We start from the raw sequence: 16567 nt of genomic DNA on the forward strand, positions 1-16567 counted from the left end.
CTCGCGTGAATTCGGGCCGGGTCAGCGCGCGACGGCGTCAAGAAGGGCCGGGTCAACGCAAGTCTGAGCCTGCGAAGACTGGCTTTGACCCGGAGCTCCGCTGGCGGCGGGCTAGGGTCGGAGGTGTGACCGAGACGATGCCGATGTTCCCGCTGAACACCGTGCTGTTTCCCGGTGTCTCGGTGCCGCTGCACGTGTTCGAGGACCGCTACCGGGCGCTGGTTCACAAGCTGCTGACGGTTGACGACCCTGCGGAGCGGCTGTTCGGATCGTTCGCGATCCGCGAGGGCTACGAGGTGGGCGACCACGGCGGGCAGTCGCTGCACCGGATCGGCTGTTACCTCCAGCTGACCGAGGTCGAGGCGCACGAGGACGGCACCTTCGACATCGTCGCGGTCGGGCGCGGCCGGGTCCGGCTGGACGCGGTCGACACCAGCAACGCCTACCTTAGCGGAGAGGTCGTGCGCCTCACCGAGACCGACGACGGCGTACATCCCGAGGTCGCCGAGCGCACGCTGGCGCTCTTCACGCGCTACCGCGAGGAGCTGTCGGAGCTGCGGGGCTCGGAGGTCCTCGCCGGCGACCTGCCGCACGACCCGGCGTACCTCGCCTGGAGCCTGGCCGCGACCTGCCTGCTGACCATGCGGCAGCGGCAGGCGCTGCTGGAGGCCGAGACCGTCGAGCTCCGGCTGGCGATGATCGCGGAGATGCTGCACGACGAGCTCAGCGCGATGCGCGCGGTCCCCTCACTGCCGGCGACCGAGGTCGCCCGCACCCGCTGGTCGCCCAACTGATGGCGAAGAAGTCGAAGCGCCCCGGCGGTACGCCGGCCACCGTCGCCCTGACCGCGGCCGGCGTCGAGTTCACGGCCCACACCTACGAGCACGACCCACGCGCCGCGTCGTACGGCCTGGAGGCGGCCGAGGCGCTCGGCGTCCCATCCGAGCGGGTCTTCAAGACGCTGCTCGCGCGCGTCGACGATCGGCTCGCGGTGGCCGTGGTGCCGGTCGGCGGCCAGCTCGACCTCAAGGCACTGGCGCGCGCGCTCGGCGGCAGCAGAGCGGTGATGGCCGACCCGGCCGCCGCCGAACGCGCCACCGGGTACGTCGTCGGCGGCATCTCTCCCGTCGGCCAGAAGCGCGCGCACCCGACCGTCGTGGACAGCTCGGCGTCGGTGCACCCGACGGTCTTCGTGTCCGGGGGCCGGCGCGGCCTCGACCTCGAGCTGGCGCCCGCCGACCTGGTCCGGGTCACCGAGGCGACCACCGACCAGATCGGCCGGCCGTAGCCCAGCTAGCCGGCGATTGTGGCGGCGACCACCTCGGCCGCGCCCTCCATGCCCAGCAGGTTCGGGTGTACCGGCGCCGCGACGGCGCCGGGAATGATGCCCTCGACCCAGCGCACCCCGATCGGCTTGCAGATGTCGTGACCGAGGCTGTTCGGGTAGATGTCCACGAACTCGGCGCCCGCGTTGGCTGCCGCCTTGGCGAAGGTGCGGTTGAGGTTCTTGGTGACCTTGACCAGGTACGGGTAGTCGCCGGGCGCGATCGGCACGTTCAGGCTCCAGCACGACGGCCCGGACTCGGGGATCACCGACGGTACGCCGACGAACAGCACCCGGGCCTGCGGTGAGCGCTGCTTGATCGTCTTCACGACGTCGGTGAGCCGCGGCTCGAGCTGCGTCGCCATCCGCTGCGCCAGCTCGTCGACGCCGCCGCGGTTGTAGTACGTCGTGCACGGCTTGCCGAACGGCTGGAGCGCGCCCAGCCCGCCGCACACTCCGACCACCTCGGCGAAGGGCAGGTCGTTGCCGCCGATGCCGACGGTCACGATGTCGGTGTCCGGCTGCAGCGCGTCGAACTGAGGCGCGGTCCAGGGGAACTGGCGGCCGGTCATGTCCTGGATCCGCGCTCCCCCACAGCTGACGTCGGTCAGCGAGGCGCCGACGGCCGCCGCGGCCAGGTGCGGATAGTTGTGGTCGGAGCGACCACACGGCAGGTCGACCTGGTTCGGGATCAGCGGCCCGGAGACGAACGAGTCGCCCAGCGCGACGTAGCTCGGCGGGTCGTCGGCGGCCGTGGCCGGAGCCGTGGTGAGCAACGCCGCTCCGGCAGCGAGGGCGGCGAAGGCTGACCCGATCCGGGTCCGAGAGGTACGACGCGACATGCCGGCTCCTTGGGAGGCTCGAATGAGAAACTAACGCGTACCCGGAACCGTAGTGTCGGCCGTCACACCCGCGCAAGAGTGAGGAACTCCTGAGTTCCCGAAACCGGTAAGGTCGCTGGGGTGAGCATCCAGCCCGAGCCGATCGACGTACGGCAGGCGGCCGTCTCAGGCGGCCTGCCGCGGCTGCCGAGCGGCCGGCACCAGCTGACCGTCGAGGAGGTCCTCGCCTCCCAGCAGGGGCGGCTGCTGTTCGCGCTGTTCGACGCGCTCACCGAGAAGGGCTATCCGGCGACCACGATCGCCGACGTCGTCACCAGGGCCGGCGTCTCCCGGCGTACCTTCTACGAGCACTTCGCCAGCAAGCAGGCCTGCTTCGCCGCTGCCTTCACGATGGCCGAGGAGTTCATCGTCAGCAACCTGGACAGCGCCGTGTCCGACCTGGCCGAGGGCGACTGGCGCAGCTTCGTCGAGGTCCCGCTGCGGACCTACCTGGAGACCCTCGCAGCCCATCCGACGGCTGCGTGGGGCCTGGTCGTGGAGACCCTCAACGCCGGCCCGGAGATCTACGAACAGCGCGTTCGGATGCAGAGCACCTTCGCCCACCGGATGGGCCAGGCCTACGAGCTGACCCGCCGCCCGGGCGGACCGCCGTGGCCGAGGTCGGACGACAGCCTGTTCGAGGTCCTGGTGGCCGGCATCGACGGCCAGGTGTACCACTGCATCCGAACTCGCGGCGCGGCCGCGCTCCCCGATCTGCTGCCGGGGCTGGTCGCGGCCACGCTCGCGATGTTCGGGACCCGGCCGAGCTAGTCGGTGGTGACCTTCAAGAGGCCGTGCGATACGCCGTCCTCGGTCCAGGTCGAGAGTCCGAGCGCGGACAGCGGCGCGACGTTGTCGACGATCTCCTCGGGTGCCCCAAGGTCGCGCAGCAGCGTGTCGAGCCAGTCGTCGCTCGCGTCGAAGTTGACGAAGAGGACCGATGAGGCGTCATCGGCATCCGGGACGACCGACTGGAAGGTGTCGCTACCGCCGAGATCGCCGTCCTCGGTGAGGGTGCCGATGTAGCTCTCGTTCATGCCGATCGCCACCGTGCCGTCGTCGCCCTCCTCGGACACGAGGGTCTCCCCCTCCTCCGCGGCCTGCGGTCGGAGCTTGTCGAGCACCTGCTCGATGTCGTCCGGCTCCCCCTTGACCTTCAGCCCGGCCTCGATCTCGGACGGGTCACCGCTGTCGAAGGCCTCGGCGTCGGTGTTCCCGCCCAGCGCGATCGCCAGCGACTCACCAGCGAGGGTCTCGGCGTCCTCCGGCAGGGCCAGCCCAGACTCAGCCTCCAGGTCGGCGACCACCTCGTCGATGGTCGACTCCTCGCCGGTCGCCGCGAGCAGCTGCTCGACCACCGGCTCGAACCAGTCCTCGCCGAAGCCAACGCCATACGCCGCGGCGGTGTCCTCCGGGAGCGTCGCGAGTACGTCGTCACCGGCGTCCCCGGCGCCGATCGCGGCGGTGACGGCGTCATCGCCGGTCTGCCCGGCGACCTCGAGCTCGACCGAGCCGCCCGCGAAGCGGATGGTGCCGGCCATGCCCTGGAAGTCCTCGAACGCCTTCTCGATCTCTTCGGTGGCCGGGTCGGGAGCGACCGGCTCGTCGTCGTAGGTGAGGTCGGTGTCGGCGCCCAGCTCGCTCGCGACCAGGTCCGCGATATAGGGACCGGCCTCGGGTGCGGCGTACAGGTTCACGAAGCCCGGGTCACCGACCTCGTCGGTCCACTTCTGGTAGTCCTCGTCATCGGCCAGGCTCGCCTTCTCGGTCGCCTCGAGCAGCTCGTCGGCGGTGTCCTGGTCCTCGGCCAGGATCAGCCAGTCGCCCTTGATCGCGTGGCCGGTTGAGTCGCCGCCCAGGCAGTCCTTGAGTGCCTTGACGCCGTCCTCGGCCTTCTTGGCGCTGCTGGTCTGTACGACGATCGCCGGGACCGGCTCGTCGCCACCGAGGTCGACGGCCGCGAAGCCGGCCCGCTTGCCGATCCACGGCTCGATGTCGTCGTCGTAGTCGAGCGAGTCACAGCCGGCGTCCTCCTGGATGAGATCGAACAGCTCCTCGCGCAGGTCGGCGTTCGGGTCGAGGTCGACCTCGTCGCGGAAGGCCTCGAACTTGCGCAGCGTCTTGATGCCCTCGATCTTCTGCTTGCCACTCGGGTCGAGGTCGATACTGACGTAGCCGATCGTCGAGTCCGGCAGCGCCTCGGCCGGCTGCGGCCCGGCGCCGAGGAACGAGATCGCGGCCCAGACTCCCCCGCCGAGCAGCGCCGCGCCACCGACCGCGATGCCGGTCACCACGAGTGCCCGGCCGCCGAACCTGCCACCCGAGCTGCCGCCGGGGGGCACGGGTGCGCCGCCCGGCGAGGTCAGGACTTCATGCTGGCCTGGTGGCTGCGGGATCTGGTCGGACACGGTGGTTACCCCCTGGTCGAGAACCCGGGCCTCGGACGGCCCCGGCGTGTCTGTGTGACGGGGAACCTACCCGCGGAGTTCCCGTTGAACCCTGATCGTGGATCAGGTTTAAGCCCTCCGGCTGAGGCCGAACCAGACGATCACTGCCCCGGTGAGGGCGCCGGCCGGGAAGGCGACGTACGGACTCCGGCCCTCGACCCGCAGGTCGGAGACCAGCTCGGTGGAGTCCTCCTTGTCGGGCGCCAGCTCGCGTGGGTCCGGCGGGCCGAGCAGGTTGCCGACCCACGCCATCACCAGCGCGGCCAGCAGCGAACCGACCGCGACCCCGACCAGGGTCGCCACCTCGTCGCGATCGAGGGCCAGGCTGAGCACCGTCCCGAGCAACAGTCCGGCGATGGCAGCGATCAGGATGTAGCGGCCGGTGCCGTCGAAGGAGTCCACCGCGTCCGGGCCGACGAGGTACCACTTGCCCTCGAAGACGATGCCCGTCGGAGCGGTCCAGAACCGCTCCCAGAGCACGCCGCAGCCGGCGCCGACCACCACGAAGATGCCGATGATAAGCGAGGCCTGTCGCGCCGCGCCGCGGTCCGGCGCCGACGTCTCGGCGGGCCGCTCGGTGATCAACTGCCCATCCTCAATCAACACAGCATCCTGGTCCTAATAGTTGCTTCAGATCGGCGAACAAGGCGGGCGTCGGGGTCACTCGCAGCCCGTCGTCCAGGCGCACCACGATAGTGCTCTCCCGGGTCACCAGGTTCAGCCGGACCTCGGTGGTGCCGGCGTGGGCCCGCAGGATGTCCTTCAGATGCGCCACCGTGTCCGGCGTACACCGGGTCTGCGGCAGCCGGATCCCGACCGGTCCGGTCTGCGCCTCGGTGAGGTCGGGAACGCTGATCTCCTGGCCGTGCACCTCGGGCTGGTCCTTGCTCCGCGAGAGCCTGCCTTTGACGGTGAGGATGGCGTCCTCGTTGAGGTAGGTGCTGGCCAGCTGGTAGGCGCTCGGGAACAGGAGTACGTCGATCGCGCCCTCCAGGTCCTCCAGGGTCACCATCGCCCAGGCGTCACCACGCTTGGTGATCTTGCGCTGCACCGAGGTGACCAGCCCGGAGATCGTGATCGACGAGCCGTCGGGCCGCTCCTCGTCGAGCATCAGCTGGCCGATGGTGCAGTCGGTGCCGTTGGCCAGCACGTGCTCCAGGCCGAGCAGCGGGTGGTCGGACACGTAGAGGCCGAGCATGTCCCGCTCGTGGCCGAGCAGGGTGGTCTTGTCCCACTCGTCGATGTCGGGCAGCGTCACCGAGATCCCGAAGCCGGCGCCGCCGCCGTCCATGTCGTCCAGACCGGCGAACAGCGAGTCCTGACCGATCGCCTCGTTCTTCTTGATGTCGACGTACTGATCGACCGCGGTCTCATGGATGGCGACCAGCGACCGGCGCTTGTGTTTCATGTCGTCGAAGGCACCGGCCTTGATCAGCGACTCGATCACCCGCTTGTTGCAGACCAGCGCGGGCACCTTGTCCATGAAGTCGTTGAAGTCGACGTACCGGCCCTTCTCGCGGCGCCCCTGCACGATCCCGTCCACGACGTTCGCGCCGACGTTGCGGACCGCGGTCAGCCCGAACCGGATGTCGTTGCCGACCGGAGTGAAGTTCGACTGCGACTCGTTGACGTCCGGCGGCAGCACCTGGATCTTCATCCGGCGGCACTCGTTGAGGTACACCGCCATCTTGTCCTTGTCGTCCTTCACCGACGTCAGCAGCGCGGCCATGTACTCGGGTGCGTAGTTCGCCTTGAGGTAGGCGGTGTAGTAGGACACCACGCCGTACGCCGCGGAGTGGGCCTTGTTGAAGGCGTAGTCGGAGAACGGCAGCAGGATGTCCCACAGCGTCCTGACCGCGGCCATCGAGAAGCCGCGCTCCTTCATGCCGCCGGAGAAGGTCTCGAACTGCTTGTCCAGCTCGGCCTTCTTCTTCTTGCCCATCGCGCGGCGCAGCAGGTCGGCCTGACCGAGCGTGTAGCCGGCCAGCTGCTGGGCAATCGCCATCACCTGCTCCTGATAGACGATCAGGCCGTAGGTCTCACCGAGGATCTCCTCGAGCGCCTCGGCCAGCTCGGGGTGGATCGGCTCTACCGGCTCACGGCCGGTCTTGCGGCGGGCGTACTTGTTGTGGGAGTCCGCGCCCATCGGGCCGGGCCGGTACAGCGCGCCGACCGCGGAGATGTCCTCGAAGACGTCGGGGCGCATCGAGCGCAGCAGCGCCCGCATCGGCCCGCCGTCGAGCTGGAAGACCCCGAGGGTGTCGCCGCGCTGGAGCAGGGTGTACGTCGCGGGGTCGTTGAGCTCGAGCTCCTCGAGCACGATCTGCTCGCCGCGGTTGGCCTCGATGTGGCGGACGGTGTCGTCGAGCACCGTCAGGTTGCGCAGCCCGAGGAAGTCCATCTTGATCAGGCCGAGGCCCTCACAGGTGGGGTAGTCGAACTGGGTGATCATCGCGCCGTCGGCGGGCCGCTTGAGCAGCGGGATCACGTCGATCAGCGGCTCGTTGGACATGATCACGCCGGCCGCGTGCACGCCCCACTGCCGCTTCAGGCCCTCGATGCCGATGGCGGTGTCGACCACGGTCCGGACGTCGTTGTCGGAGTCGTAGAGGGCGCGGAACTCGCCCCCCTCGCCGTACCGCTTGTGCTCGGGGTCGAAGATCTCCTTGAGCGGGACGTCCTTGCCCATCACCGCCGGCGGCATCGCCTTGGTGATCCGGTCGCCCATCGCGAACGGGTAGCCGAGGATCCGCGAGGAGTCCTTGACCGCCTGCTTGGCCTTGATGGTGCCGTAGGTGACGATCATCGCGACCCGGTCGTCGCCGTACTTGTCGGTGACGTACCGGATCACCTCGCCGCGCCGACGCTCGTCGAAGTCGATGTCGAAGTCGGGCATCGAGACCCGGTCCGGGTTCAGGAACCGCTCGAAGATAAGGCCGTGCTGGAGCGGGTCGAGGTCGGTGATCCGCATCGCGTAGGCGACCATCGACCCGGCGCCCGAGCCGCGGCCCGGCCCGACCCGGATGCCGTTGTCCTTGGCCCAGTTGATGAAGTCGGCGACCACCAGGAAGTAGCCCGGGAAGCCCATCTGCAGGATCACGCCGAGCTCGAACTCCGCCTGCTTGCGGACCTCGTCGGGGATTCCGGTCGGGTAGCGGAAGTGGAGGCCCTTCTCGACCTCCTTGACCAGCCAGGACTCCTCGTTCTCGCCCTCGGGGCACGGGAACTTCGGCATGTAGGTGCCGTTGCCCTCGGTGAACTCGACGTCGCACCGCTCGGCGATCCAGAGCGTGTTGTCGCAGGCCTCGGGCAGCCCGTTCCGGTCGGCCCACAGCGCACGCATCTCCTGCGGCGACTTGATGTAGTAGCCGTCGCCGCTGAAAGCGAACCGCTGCCCGGGGCCGTCGCCGGCCGGGATGGTCATGGTGCTGCCGGAGTTGATGCAGAGCAGGTGCTCCTGGGACCTGGCGTCCTCCCGCTTGACGTAGTGGGAGTCGTTGGTCGCCAGCAGCGGGATCTGCAGGTCCTTGGCCAGCCGCAGCAGGCCGTCACGGACCCGGTTCTCGATGTCGAGCCCGTGGTCCATCAGCTCCAGGAAGTAGTTCTCACGGCCGAGGATGGTCTGGAAGTCGCCGGCCGCCTGCCGGGCCGCGTCGTAGTTGCCGTGGCGCAGATGCACCTGCACCTCCCCGGAGGGGCACCCCGTCGTGGCGATCACCCCCCTGCCGTACTGCTGGAGCAGGTCGCGGTCCACGCGCGGCTGCTTGAAGAAGCCGTCGCGCCAGGCTCCGGTCGAGAGCCGGAACAGGTTGTGCATGCCCTCGGTGGTCTCGGCCAGCAGCGTCATGTGGGTATATGCGCCGCGGGCCGACACGTCGTCCGGACCGCCGCCGTAGAAGTTGACGCCCTTGCGCTCGAACCGGGAGATGTTCGGAGTGCCGTAAGCCTCCATGCCGATGATCGGCTTGACGCCCGCGGCCTTGGCCTTCTTGTAGAACTCGTAGGCACCGAACACGTTGCCGTGGTCGGTCATCGCGATCGCGTCCATGCCGAGCTCGGCGGTCCGCGCCGCAAGGTCCCCCAGCCGCGCAGCGCCGTCGAGCATGGAGTACTCGGTGTGCACGTGCAGGTGCACAAATCCGTCCCCAGAGCCACCCGCCATGAACTAACCACTCCTGCCGCTCGTGACCCGTCGACCCTTGGGGAAGGCCTCCACCCTAACCCGCTCCGGCAACCGCTTGGGGAGGCGCTCAGGGTGTCCTCGGGCGACCCTAGAACGGCCCACCGACAACCGGCCCAGACCGCCTTGACCGGCGTCGTCGGGAGGAGAAAAGTGCGTGATAGTACGCACATCCACCGACAGGAGGACCGTGAGATGTCCGGCAAAGTGGTGCACTTCGAGATCCCCTTCGACGACGGCGAGCGGGCGCGGAACTTCTACAGCGGCGCGTTCGGCTGGCAGCTGATGCAGGTACCCGTGATGGAGTACACGATCGTGATGACGGGGCCGAGCGACCCGGAGACCGGGCCGACCGAGCCCGGCTTCATCAACGGCGGGCTGTTCGAGCGCAGCGAGCAGTTCCCCGGCAAGGCGCCCAACCTGGTCATCGACGTACCCAGTGTCGACGAGGCGCTCAAGCAGGTCGAGGCTGCCGGAGGCAAGACCGTCACCCCGCGGATGGCGGTCGGCGACATGGGCTTCACCGGCTACTTCACCGACACCGAGGGAAACCTGATCGGGCTCTGGGAGACCGCTCCGACCGAACAGTGAGTACGACGCCGGTCGGCGCTTGAACTAAGCGCCCCAGGTGTGAGCGCGGTCGATCTCGATCCAGGCGCTCACTCGCGGCCGCTCCCGGTTCGGGTACGCGTCCTCTCGGTAGTGACGCGACAGCCGGTCGATGTCGGCCAGCCCCTCGTCGTCGCGCCACTCGGTGATCCGGCCCTGCACGCTGATGTGCTGGTACCAGCCGTCTGCGCTGAGCACGGTCAGCGAGACGCGTGGGTCGGCGCGCAGGTACTCCAGGCGCTTGCGGCGGGCGTCCATGTTCACCAGGATCCGGCCGTCGTCCTCGAGCAGGTACCACGTCGCGACCGTCACCGGCTGCCCGTCCGGGCGGACCGAGGCGATCACGGCGGGGTTGGCTGCGGACAGGAAGGCGACGATCTCGTCGGTCAGTGTCGTAGGCACGGATCCATCATGGCGGGCCCGGTGTACCCGGCTCCGTCGCGGCGTCGAGGCTCTCGGTGATCACCGTGTGCATGATCCGCTCCAGCCGCGCCGTACCGAGTGCGGGTGCCTGCTGGGCCATCCGCTCGGCCAGCTCCCGCTCGCGGTCCAGGTCACGGCTGCCGGGCACCGCCTTGAACTGCTGGACGGCGGCGGTCAGCGCGGCGCGCCGGGCCAGCATCGGGGCTAGCTGGTCGTCGACCTCGTCGATCCAGCCACGCAGTGCCGCGACCGGGTCCTCCCCCGGCCAGGCCATCCGGACGTCGGGCGCCTTCTCCTCGTTGGTCGCGCCGTCGGTGCGCTCCAGCTCCAGCAGCCCGTGCCGGGCGTAGAACCTCCGAGCGCCGAGGTTGGTCTCGAAGACCCACAGCGCGAAGCCGCGCGGGCGCAGCGACTTCACCAGCTCCAGGAGTACGCCGCCGACGCCGGAGCCGGTGCGGTCGGGCCGGATGAACAGGTGGTCCAGCCAGGTCTCGGTGAACAGCGCGTACCCGAGCAGGGCGCCGGCGTCCTCGGCCACCCATGCCTCGTGGTCGCCGTCGGCGAGCCGGGCCGCCATCCAGGCCCGGTCCTCGGCGTTGGTGTGCAGCGCCGGTGGCATCTGGGGGACGGCGGCGACCCGGGCCGCGGTGTAGAGGTCCGCCATCGCCTCGGCGTCGGCCGCCTCCGCCGCTCGCACGGTCAGCGACTCAACGAAGGACTCGCCGCCGGTCTCGTCAGTGGATCTCACGAATGATGTCCAGGGCGCGCTGGAGGTCGGCGGGGTACGGGGACTCGAACTCGACGTACTCACCGGAGTCGGGGTGCTCGAAGCCGAGCCGGACCGCGTGCAGCCACTGCCGCTCCAGCTCGATCCGCTTGGCGAGCACCGGGTCGGCTCCATAGGTCAGGTCGCCGGCGCACGGATGCTTCAGTGCCGCCATGTGTACCCGGATCTGGTGGGTGCGGCCGGTCTCCAGCTTGATCTCGAGGAGGCTCGCGAACCGGTGCGCCTCCAGGGTCTCGTAGTGGGTGACGCTGTGCCGGCCGTCGGCGCGGACGGTGAACTTGTAGTCGGCCTTCGGGTGCCGGGCGATGGGGGCGTCGATGGTGCCCTCAAGCGGGTCCGGATGGCCCTGCACCAGCGCGTGGTAGGTCTTGTCGACGGTACGGCGGCGGAAGGCGTTCTTGAGCCGGGAGTAGGCGACCTCGGACTTGCAGATCACCATCACTCCCGACGTACCGACGTCGAGCCGCTGGACGATGCCCTGCCGCTCACTGGCGCCGCTCGTCGCGATCCGGAACCCGGCGCCCGCGAGGTGGCCGACCACGGTCGGCCCGGACCACCCAGGGCTCGGGTGTACGGCGACTCCGACGGGCTTATCGATCACCACGATCGACTCGTCGTCGTGGATGATCTTGATCCCCTCGACGATCTCCGGGACGACCTCGAGCGGGTCACTGGTCGCCGGGATGGTGACGTCGAGCATGCCGCCGGCGTGCACCCGGTCGGACTTGGCGACACCCGCGCCGTCCAGCTGGACGTGCCCGCCGCTGACCAGGTCGGCCGCGCGGGTGCGCGAGAGGCCGAACATCCGGGCGATCGCGGTGTCGACCCGCTCGCCAGCCAGGCCCTCGGGCACCAGCACCACCTTGTGCTCGGTGAAGGTTCCTGACATCAATGTCCCTCGTCGTCCTTGTGGCGGGTGCCGTCGATCCGGATCCCGCGTACCGCCTGCAGGATGATCACGCCGGCCGCGACATTGATCAGGATGTCGGCCACGTTGAACACCGGCCAGTTCGGCAGCTCCAGGAAGTCGACGACGTGGCCGCGGAACGGACCCGGCGCCCGGAAAATCCGGTCGGTGAGGTTGCCGACGATGCCGGCAAGCAGGAAGCCGAGGCCGATCGCCCAGCCGGTGCTGCCCAGCCTGCGGCTCACCCAGAGCACCAGCACTGCGGCCGCGATCGCGATCGCGCTGAGCACGGCGGTGTAGGAGGTGCCGGTGCTGAACGCCGCGCCCGGGTTGCGGACCAGGTTGAGCTTGAGGATCGAGCCGATCAGCTCGACGTCGTCACGGCCCTGGAGCCAGTGCACCGCCGCGACCTTGGTGCCGAGGTCGGCCAGCCAGGCGATGGCTGCGATCGAGAGGAACAGCGTCCGCAGCCGTCTGGGGCTGGGTGAGGGGTCGCTGACCGGTTCTGGCTGATCGCTGGGGCTCAGCGACGCTCCTCGCGCTGCTTGCATGACATGCACAGTGTGGCACGCGGGAAGGCCATCAGCCGCATCTTGCCGATCGGGTTGCCGCACGACTCACACACGCCGTACGTGCCGTCGCCGATCCGCGCCAGCGCGCGCTCGGTCTGGCTCAGCATCTCGCGCGCGTTGTTGACCACAGTCAGCTCGTGGTCCCGCTCGAAGCTGGTCGCACCCATGTCCGCCTGGTCGTGACCGGCGCCGTCGCCGGCGTCGCGCATCAGACCGGCCAGCTCCTCCTCCTGGTCGTGAAGCTCGCGGCGGAGGCGCTCGGCGTACTCGTTCAGCTCGGTCAGGACCTCGTCGAGCTCGGCCTTGGTCCAGGCCTTCTCGCCTTCCTTGACGGCCAGGGCCGCGAGTGCACCCTTCGAGGTTGTTGCGGTGTCAGTCACTCTCGCTGCGCTCCTCGTCGTCTTCTTCGCGGTCCCCGAGCGGGCCGCTGCCTTCTTCGCGGGTGCTGCCTTCTTCGCCGGAGCCGCCTTCTTGGCCGGCGCCTTCTTCGCCGGCGCGGTCACCTGGGTCTTCTTTGCAGGTGTCTTCTTTGCCGGTGTCTTCTTGGCCGCGGTCTTCGCGGCTGACGCCTTCTTACCAGGCGACGCAACCTTCGCCGCCGGCTTCTTGGCGGCCGCCTTCTTCTTGGGAGCGGGTGGGGCCGGCTCGTCGTCCTTGGGCCGGCGTCCGATGACCTTCTTCGCCGCTGCCGCGGCCGTACCGGCCAGAGACTTCCTCGCGCTGCGTGCCATCGGATCGCCTCCTTCGGGGCCGTTGGCTGCGGCCGTAGCCACAAGAGGGTGCAGGGGAGGTTAGCCGTTGGCAGAGGCCGACTCAACCGACCACGCGCAAAAAAACAGATGAATCGCGGAACGCGAGCGAAGCCCGCCCGTCCCGCGACACATCAATGAGGCCGCCGATGGCGGCCCGGCCCTGCGGTTGAGTTCCTAGCCCTCGTCGTCGCCGAGGATCGAGCGGAGCCGCTTGGGCGAGGAGACCGTGGCCTCGGCAACCGGAGCTGAGGTCTCCGGAGCCGTGGAAAGTGCCTCGAGCTGCTGGGTGAAGTAGCTCTTCAGGCGCGAGCGGTACTCGCGCTCGAAGGACCGCAGCCGCTCGACCTCGAGGTTGAGCTTGTCGCGCTCCTTCTCGAGATCACCGAACATTTGCTGGCGGCGCTCGGTGGTCTCGGCGTCCAGCATCTGGGAACGGGTGCGGGCGTCGGACTCGAGCCGGTCGGCCTTGCCCTTCGACTCGGCCTCCAGGCGCTCGGCCTTGGTGCGGGCCTCGCCGACGATCTTGTCGGCCTCGTTCTTGGCCTCTTCCACCAGCTCGTCGGCGTTGCGGGTCGCGATCTCCAGCAGACGGGCAGCGGCGTTCGACGCGTCCGGCACGGTCTCGACACGGATCGTCTCCACCGAGTTGCCGGCGGCCGCAACGACCGGCGCCATGGGCTGCGGCGGGGGCGGCGGCGGCGGGGCCATCGGCTCGGGCTTCTTCTCGACGACCGGCTCAGGGGGCTTGCCGAAGGCGGCAGCGGGAGCGCCGGCCTGGGCGGCAGCGAGCTTCGAGCGCAGGTCCTCGTTCTCCTTCGTGAGTCGGGCCAGCTCGGCCTCCACCTCGTCGAGGAACTGGTCCACTTCCCCCATGTCGTAACCCTCACGGAGCCGGACCGGAGTAAAGCGCTTGTTGCTCACGTCCTCAGGCGTCAGCGGCATGACCTCACCCATTCGTTAGTCGTCTACGGAAGTTCTGCTTGTCGAACAATAGCGCGACTCCCCGTTCGAGGAGTTCGCCCCCGCGTTCGCTTCCGTTCAGGAAGCGAAGAACACGGCGCGGTTCAGCTGGAGCAAAAGGTAGGCGCCCAGCAGCACAATCAGGAAGCTCAGGTCGAGCGAAATGCTCCCCAGCCGCAGCGGCGGGATGAACCTCCGCAGCAGTTTGATCGGGGGATCGGTGACGGTGTAGACGGCCTCCAGGACCACCAACAGCGCACCGCGTGGCGACCAGGATCGGGCGAAAACCTGCACCCAGTCGACCACGAAGCGTATCCACAGCATGGCAATGAAAACCCAGAGCACGATCTCAATGACCGACCCAACAGCGTTCAACGACGGTTCCTCGACTAGCTCTGGTTGAAGAAGCCGCCCTCGACGATCCGCTGCTTGTCCTCGGCGGCGACGGTGACGTTGGGCGGTGAGAGAAGAAACACCTTGCTGGTCACGCGCTCGATGGTCCCCCGGCTCGCGAAGACCAAACCAGCAGCGAAGTCAACCAGACGCTTGGCGTCCGAGTCGTCCATCTCCGAGAGGTTCATGATGACGGGCGTGCCGTCCCGGAAGTTCTCGCCGATCGTGCGGGCCTCGTTGTAGGTGCGCGGGTGCAGGGTGGTGATGCGGGACAACTCGGCGACGACTCCTTGGGGACCCGAGGCCGGACGGCGGCGCTCGGCGAGGTCGGACACAGGGGCGGGACGTGACTCCTTGACGACAGCGCGGACCTCGCGCGGCTCGTGGCCGACCGGCTGCTCGTCGTACTCGTCATCGAACTCGTCGTACCGGCCAGTGTCCTCGAGCAGGCCGAGGTACTCGCCGATCTTGCGCATCGCGCCGCTCATGAGTGCTGTCCTCCGGAACTCCGGCGCCCCCGACAGGAACGCTGTGACATCGACACTACTTGACAGGAGGGCGCTGACCGAGGACCGCGCGCCCAAGGCGAACGTGTGTCGCGCCGGCTGCTACGGCGTACTCCAGGTCGTCGGTCATGCCCGCTGAGAGCCGGTCGGCGGCCGGGTAGAGCTCACGGAAGTCGGCGGCGATCTCGGCCAGCCGGCCGAACGCCGGCTCCGGGTCCGCACCCAGCGGCGCGACCGCCATCAGCCCACGCAGGGTGAGCATGCCGCGCTCGGCGACGGCGTCGGCGAGCGCCGGCAGCTCGTCGGGCAGCGCACCCGAGCGGCCCTCGCCGCCGCCGGGAGGGTCCAGGCTCACCTGGAGCAGGCAGTCGAGTGGGTGGGACCGCTGGTGGGCCCCCTTGGACAGGGCCGGCACCAGCTTCACCCGGTCGACCGACTCCACGACGTCGGCGTACGTCGCCACGGCGGCCGCCTTGTTGGCCTGCAGGCCGCCGATGAAGTGCCAGCGCAGGTCGAGGTCGCGGCATTCGGCGGCCTTGGCCGCCGCCTCCTGGTGCCGGTTCTCCCCCACCGAGGTCACTCCGAGCTCGGCCAGCAGCCGGACGTCCGAGACCGGGAAGAACTTGGTGACCACGACCAGCTCGACCTCGCCAGGGTCGCGCCCAGCAGCACGGCAGGCCGCGGCGATGCGGTCGGTGACGGCCCGAAGGTTGGCCGCCAGCTCGTCGCGGCGGGTCACCGCACGATCCGGATCAGCCCACCGAGCCGGCCGGCACCCGCGCCCTGGCGCCGGTGCGACCAGAGCGCGTCGTCCTCGATCGTGCACCGCTCGACCTCGGTCACGGCGACGCCGTCGGCGGCGAGCTGTGCGCGTACGCCGGCTCCGATGTCCAGCGCGGGCGTCCCCCACGAGGTCTCGGCCCAGGTCTCCGGGACGGACGCGGCCACCTCGGCCCGCATCTCCTCGGGGACCTCGTAGCAGCGGCCGCACACGTGCGGTCCCACCCAAGCCGTGATCTCGCTGGCGCCGAGCTCGCGCATGGCAGCCACGGTGTGGGGTACGACGCCGGCCACGACGCCGGGCCGCCCGGCGTGCGCGGCGCCGATCACACCGGCGTCGGTGTCGGCGAGCAGGAGCGGCACGCAGTCGGCGGCCCGCACCAGCAGGGTCAGCTCGGGCTCCGCCGTCACCAGCGCGTCGGCGACGATCTCGCTGCCGTCGTACGACGCGTCGACGGGGACGACGTCGCCGCCGTGCACCTGCCGCAGGCCGACCACCGGACCGCTCAGGCCGAGCTCCTCAGCCACCGCGCGCAGCCCGGCCTCGGGTGGGGCCACCTCGGCCGGCGCGGAGCCGGGAAGCGCGAGGTTCAAGGGCTCGCCGGAACGCCCGTGGCGGTCGGTGAAGGCCACCTCGACCCGGCCACTGCGGTCATGGAACGCAAACACACCGAGAGGCTAGTCGGCACGTCGGGAGCACGCCGACCCGGCCGCTGTTGACGCCGGTACACGCCGACCCGGCCCGTCTTCACGCCGGTAGACGCTGACCCGGCCCGTCTTCACGTGTCGCGCCGTGAATACCGGCCGGGTCGACCGACTCCAGCGTGAACACCGGCCGGGTCAGCGCGAGTCTGAGACGCTTCTATAGGTTGTCAACCCCTGCCGCGAGGTGTCGGTAGAGCTCGCGGGCGATGTATCTCTTGAGGCAGCGGCGGATGCGGGGCTTGCTAAGGATGCGCTGATCATCGGACCAGTTGGCGAGTGAGTAGCAGGCGCGGGCCTCAGGGTGTGGTCGTGGGGTCTGGGAAGTTCTGCCAACCGGTCCC

At 69.4% G+C, this 16567-nt stretch carries 18 protein-coding genes; 4 read left to right on the forward strand and 14 right to left on the reverse strand.

All coding sequences use genetic code 11. From position 1 onward, the window contains the following. Nucleotides 1-125 precede the first annotated feature (125 nt). Entirely contained in the window at nt 126-794 is a 669-nt protein-coding gene (locus tag DDV73_RS06335; protein ID WP_109506366.1) for an LON peptidase substrate-binding domain-containing protein, read from the forward strand. Continuing rightward, nucleotides 794-1288, forward strand: a complete 495-nt coding sequence (gene ybaK, locus DDV73_RS06340; protein WP_109506367.1) for a Cys-tRNA(Pro) deacylase — start codon at nt 794-796, stop codon at nt 1286-1288. Before DDV73_RS06335 ends, ybaK begins: the two co-directional genes overlap by 1 nt. A 5-nt stretch (nt 1289-1293) precedes the next feature. On the opposite strand, the gene DDV73_RS06345 is transcribed toward ybaK, so the two are convergent. Next, entirely contained in the window at nt 1294-2166 is an 873-nt protein-coding gene (locus DDV73_RS06345; RefSeq protein WP_109506368.1) for an SGNH/GDSL hydrolase family protein, read from the reverse strand. Nucleotides 2167-2286: 120 nt separating this feature from the next. Between DDV73_RS06345 and DDV73_RS06350 the strand changes: the two genes are divergently transcribed. Then, complete coding sequence (locus DDV73_RS06350) at nt 2287-2976, forward strand: TetR/AcrR family transcriptional regulator (protein WP_206050735.1); 690 nt, start codon at nt 2287-2289, stop codon at nt 2974-2976. On the opposite strand, the gene DDV73_RS06355 is transcribed toward DDV73_RS06350, so the two are convergent. The 3 genes from DDV73_RS06355 to dnaE all read right to left on the reverse strand — a co-directional run bounded on the left by DDV73_RS06355 (nt 2973) and on the right by dnaE (nt 8814). Continuing rightward, nucleotides 2973-4613, reverse strand: coding sequence for a DUF3352 domain-containing protein (locus DDV73_RS06355; RefSeq protein ID WP_109506369.1), 1641 nt, complete (start codon nt 4611-4613; stop codon nt 2973-2975). The genes DDV73_RS06350 and DDV73_RS06355 overlap by 4 nt on opposite strands. A 108-nt stretch (nt 4614-4721) precedes the next feature. Beyond that, on the reverse strand, nt 4722-5237 hold the full coding sequence (locus tag DDV73_RS06360; protein WP_109506370.1) for a hypothetical protein: 516 nt from the start codon (nt 5235-5237) through the stop codon (nt 4722-4724). 10 nt (nt 5238-5247) lie between these two features. Then, nucleotides 5248-8814: a DNA polymerase III subunit alpha gene (dnaE, locus tag DDV73_RS06365; protein WP_109506371.1), complete on the reverse strand. Its 3567-nt coding sequence runs from the start codon at nt 8812-8814 to the stop codon at nt 5248-5250. A 213-nt stretch (nt 8815-9027) separates the two neighbouring features. On the opposite strand from dnaE, the gene DDV73_RS06370 reads away from it, so the two are divergent. Further along, nucleotides 9028-9423, forward strand: coding sequence for a VOC family protein (locus DDV73_RS06370; RefSeq protein ID WP_109506372.1), 396 nt, complete (start codon nt 9028-9030; stop codon nt 9421-9423). 24 nt (nt 9424-9447) lie between these two features. On the opposite strand, the gene DDV73_RS06375 is transcribed toward DDV73_RS06370, so the two are convergent. From DDV73_RS06375 to DDV73_RS06420, 10 genes are all read right to left on the reverse strand, one after another. Beyond that, nucleotides 9448-9843 carry a TIGR03618 family F420-dependent PPOX class oxidoreductase gene (locus DDV73_RS06375; RefSeq protein WP_109506373.1) on the reverse strand — a complete coding sequence of 132 codons (396 nt, stop codon included), beginning with the start codon at nt 9841-9843 and terminating at the stop codon, nt 9448-9450. A gap of 7 nt (nt 9844-9850) precedes the next feature. Further along, complete coding sequence (locus tag DDV73_RS06380) at nt 9851-10612, reverse strand: GNAT family N-acetyltransferase (RefSeq protein WP_109506374.1); 762 nt, start codon at nt 10610-10612, stop codon at nt 9851-9853. Further along, nucleotides 10599-11540 (reverse strand): RluA family pseudouridine synthase, encoded by a 942-nt coding sequence (locus DDV73_RS06385; protein ID WP_109506375.1) that lies wholly within the window; start codon nt 11538-11540, stop codon nt 10599-10601. Before DDV73_RS06385 ends, DDV73_RS06380 begins: the two co-directional genes overlap by 14 nt. Beyond that, the gene (locus DDV73_RS06390; RefSeq protein ID WP_109506376.1) at nt 11540-12109 is read right to left on the reverse strand and encodes a signal peptidase II; all 570 of its coding nucleotides are present in this window, start codon (nt 12107-12109) and stop codon (nt 11540-11542) included. Before DDV73_RS06390 ends, DDV73_RS06385 begins: the two co-directional genes overlap by 1 nt. Then, a complete protein-coding gene (locus DDV73_RS06395) occupies nt 12082-12861 on the reverse strand; it encodes a TraR/DksA family transcriptional regulator (protein WP_109506377.1) in 780 nt (259 codons plus the stop codon). The genes DDV73_RS06390 and DDV73_RS06395 overlap by 28 nt, the downstream gene beginning before the upstream one ends. 195 nt (nt 12862-13056) lie before the next feature. Next, nucleotides 13057-13824 (reverse strand): DivIVA domain-containing protein, encoded by a 768-nt coding sequence (locus tag DDV73_RS06400; RefSeq protein WP_170126011.1) that lies wholly within the window; start codon nt 13822-13824, stop codon nt 13057-13059. Between the two features lie 96 nt (nt 13825-13920). Next, nucleotides 13921-14217: a YggT family protein gene (locus DDV73_RS06405; RefSeq protein ID WP_109506379.1), complete on the reverse strand. Its 297-nt coding sequence runs from the start codon at nt 14215-14217 to the stop codon at nt 13921-13923. Nucleotides 14218-14231: 14 nt separating this feature from the next. Next, a complete protein-coding gene (locus tag DDV73_RS06410) occupies nt 14232-14723 on the reverse strand; it encodes a cell division protein SepF (RefSeq protein WP_109506380.1) in 492 nt (163 codons plus the stop codon). Nucleotides 14724-14778: 55 nt separating this feature from the next. Then, the gene (locus DDV73_RS06415; RefSeq protein ID WP_109506381.1) at nt 14779-15480 is read right to left on the reverse strand and encodes a YggS family pyridoxal phosphate-dependent enzyme; all 702 of its coding nucleotides are present in this window, start codon (nt 15478-15480) and stop codon (nt 14779-14781) included. Beyond that, nucleotides 15477-16190 carry a purine nucleoside phosphorylase YfiH/LACC1 family protein gene (locus DDV73_RS06420; RefSeq protein WP_109506382.1) on the reverse strand — a complete coding sequence of 238 codons (714 nt, stop codon included), beginning with the start codon at nt 16188-16190 and terminating at the stop codon, nt 15477-15479. The genes DDV73_RS06415 and DDV73_RS06420 overlap by 4 nt, the downstream gene beginning before the upstream one ends. Nucleotides 16191-16567: the final 377 nt, after the last annotated feature.

Source organism: Nocardioides speluncae, from assembly GCF_003121585.1.
Taxonomy (GTDB): domain Bacteria; phylum Actinomycetota; class Actinomycetes; order Propionibacteriales; family Nocardioidaceae; genus Nocardioides; species Nocardioides speluncae.

Coding starts and splice junctions, on each gene's coding strand:
- DDV73_RS06345 (WP_109506368.1), bottom strand. CDS start 2,166: ATGTCGCGTCGTACCTCTCGGACCCGGATCGGGTCAGCCTTCGCCGCC.
- DDV73_RS06385 (WP_109506375.1), bottom strand. CDS start 11,540: ATGTCAGGAACCTTCACCGAGCACAAGGTGGTGCTGGTGCCCGAGGGC.
- DDV73_RS06390 (WP_109506376.1), bottom strand. CDS start 12,109: ATGCAAGCAGCGCGAGGAGCGTCGCTGAGCCCCAGCGATCAGCCAGAA.
- ybaK (WP_109506367.1), top strand. CDS start 794: ATGGCGAAGAAGTCGAAGCGCCCCGGCGGTACGCCGGCCACCGTCGCC.
- DDV73_RS06400 (WP_170126011.1), bottom strand. CDS start 13,824: ATGCCGCTGACGCCTGAGGACGTGAGCAACAAGCGCTTTACTCCGGTC.
- dnaE (WP_109506371.1), bottom strand. CDS start 8,814: ATGGCGGGTGGCTCTGGGGACGGATTTGTGCACCTGCACGTGCACACC.
- DDV73_RS06410 (WP_109506380.1), bottom strand. CDS start 14,723: ATGAGCGGCGCGATGCGCAAGATCGGCGAGTACCTCGGCCTGCTCGAG.
- DDV73_RS06370 (WP_109506372.1), top strand. CDS start 9,028: ATGTCCGGCAAAGTGGTGCACTTCGAGATCCCCTTCGACGACGGCGAG.
- DDV73_RS06395 (WP_109506377.1), bottom strand. CDS start 12,861: ATGGCACGCAGCGCGAGGAAGTCTCTGGCCGGTACGGCCGCGGCAGCG.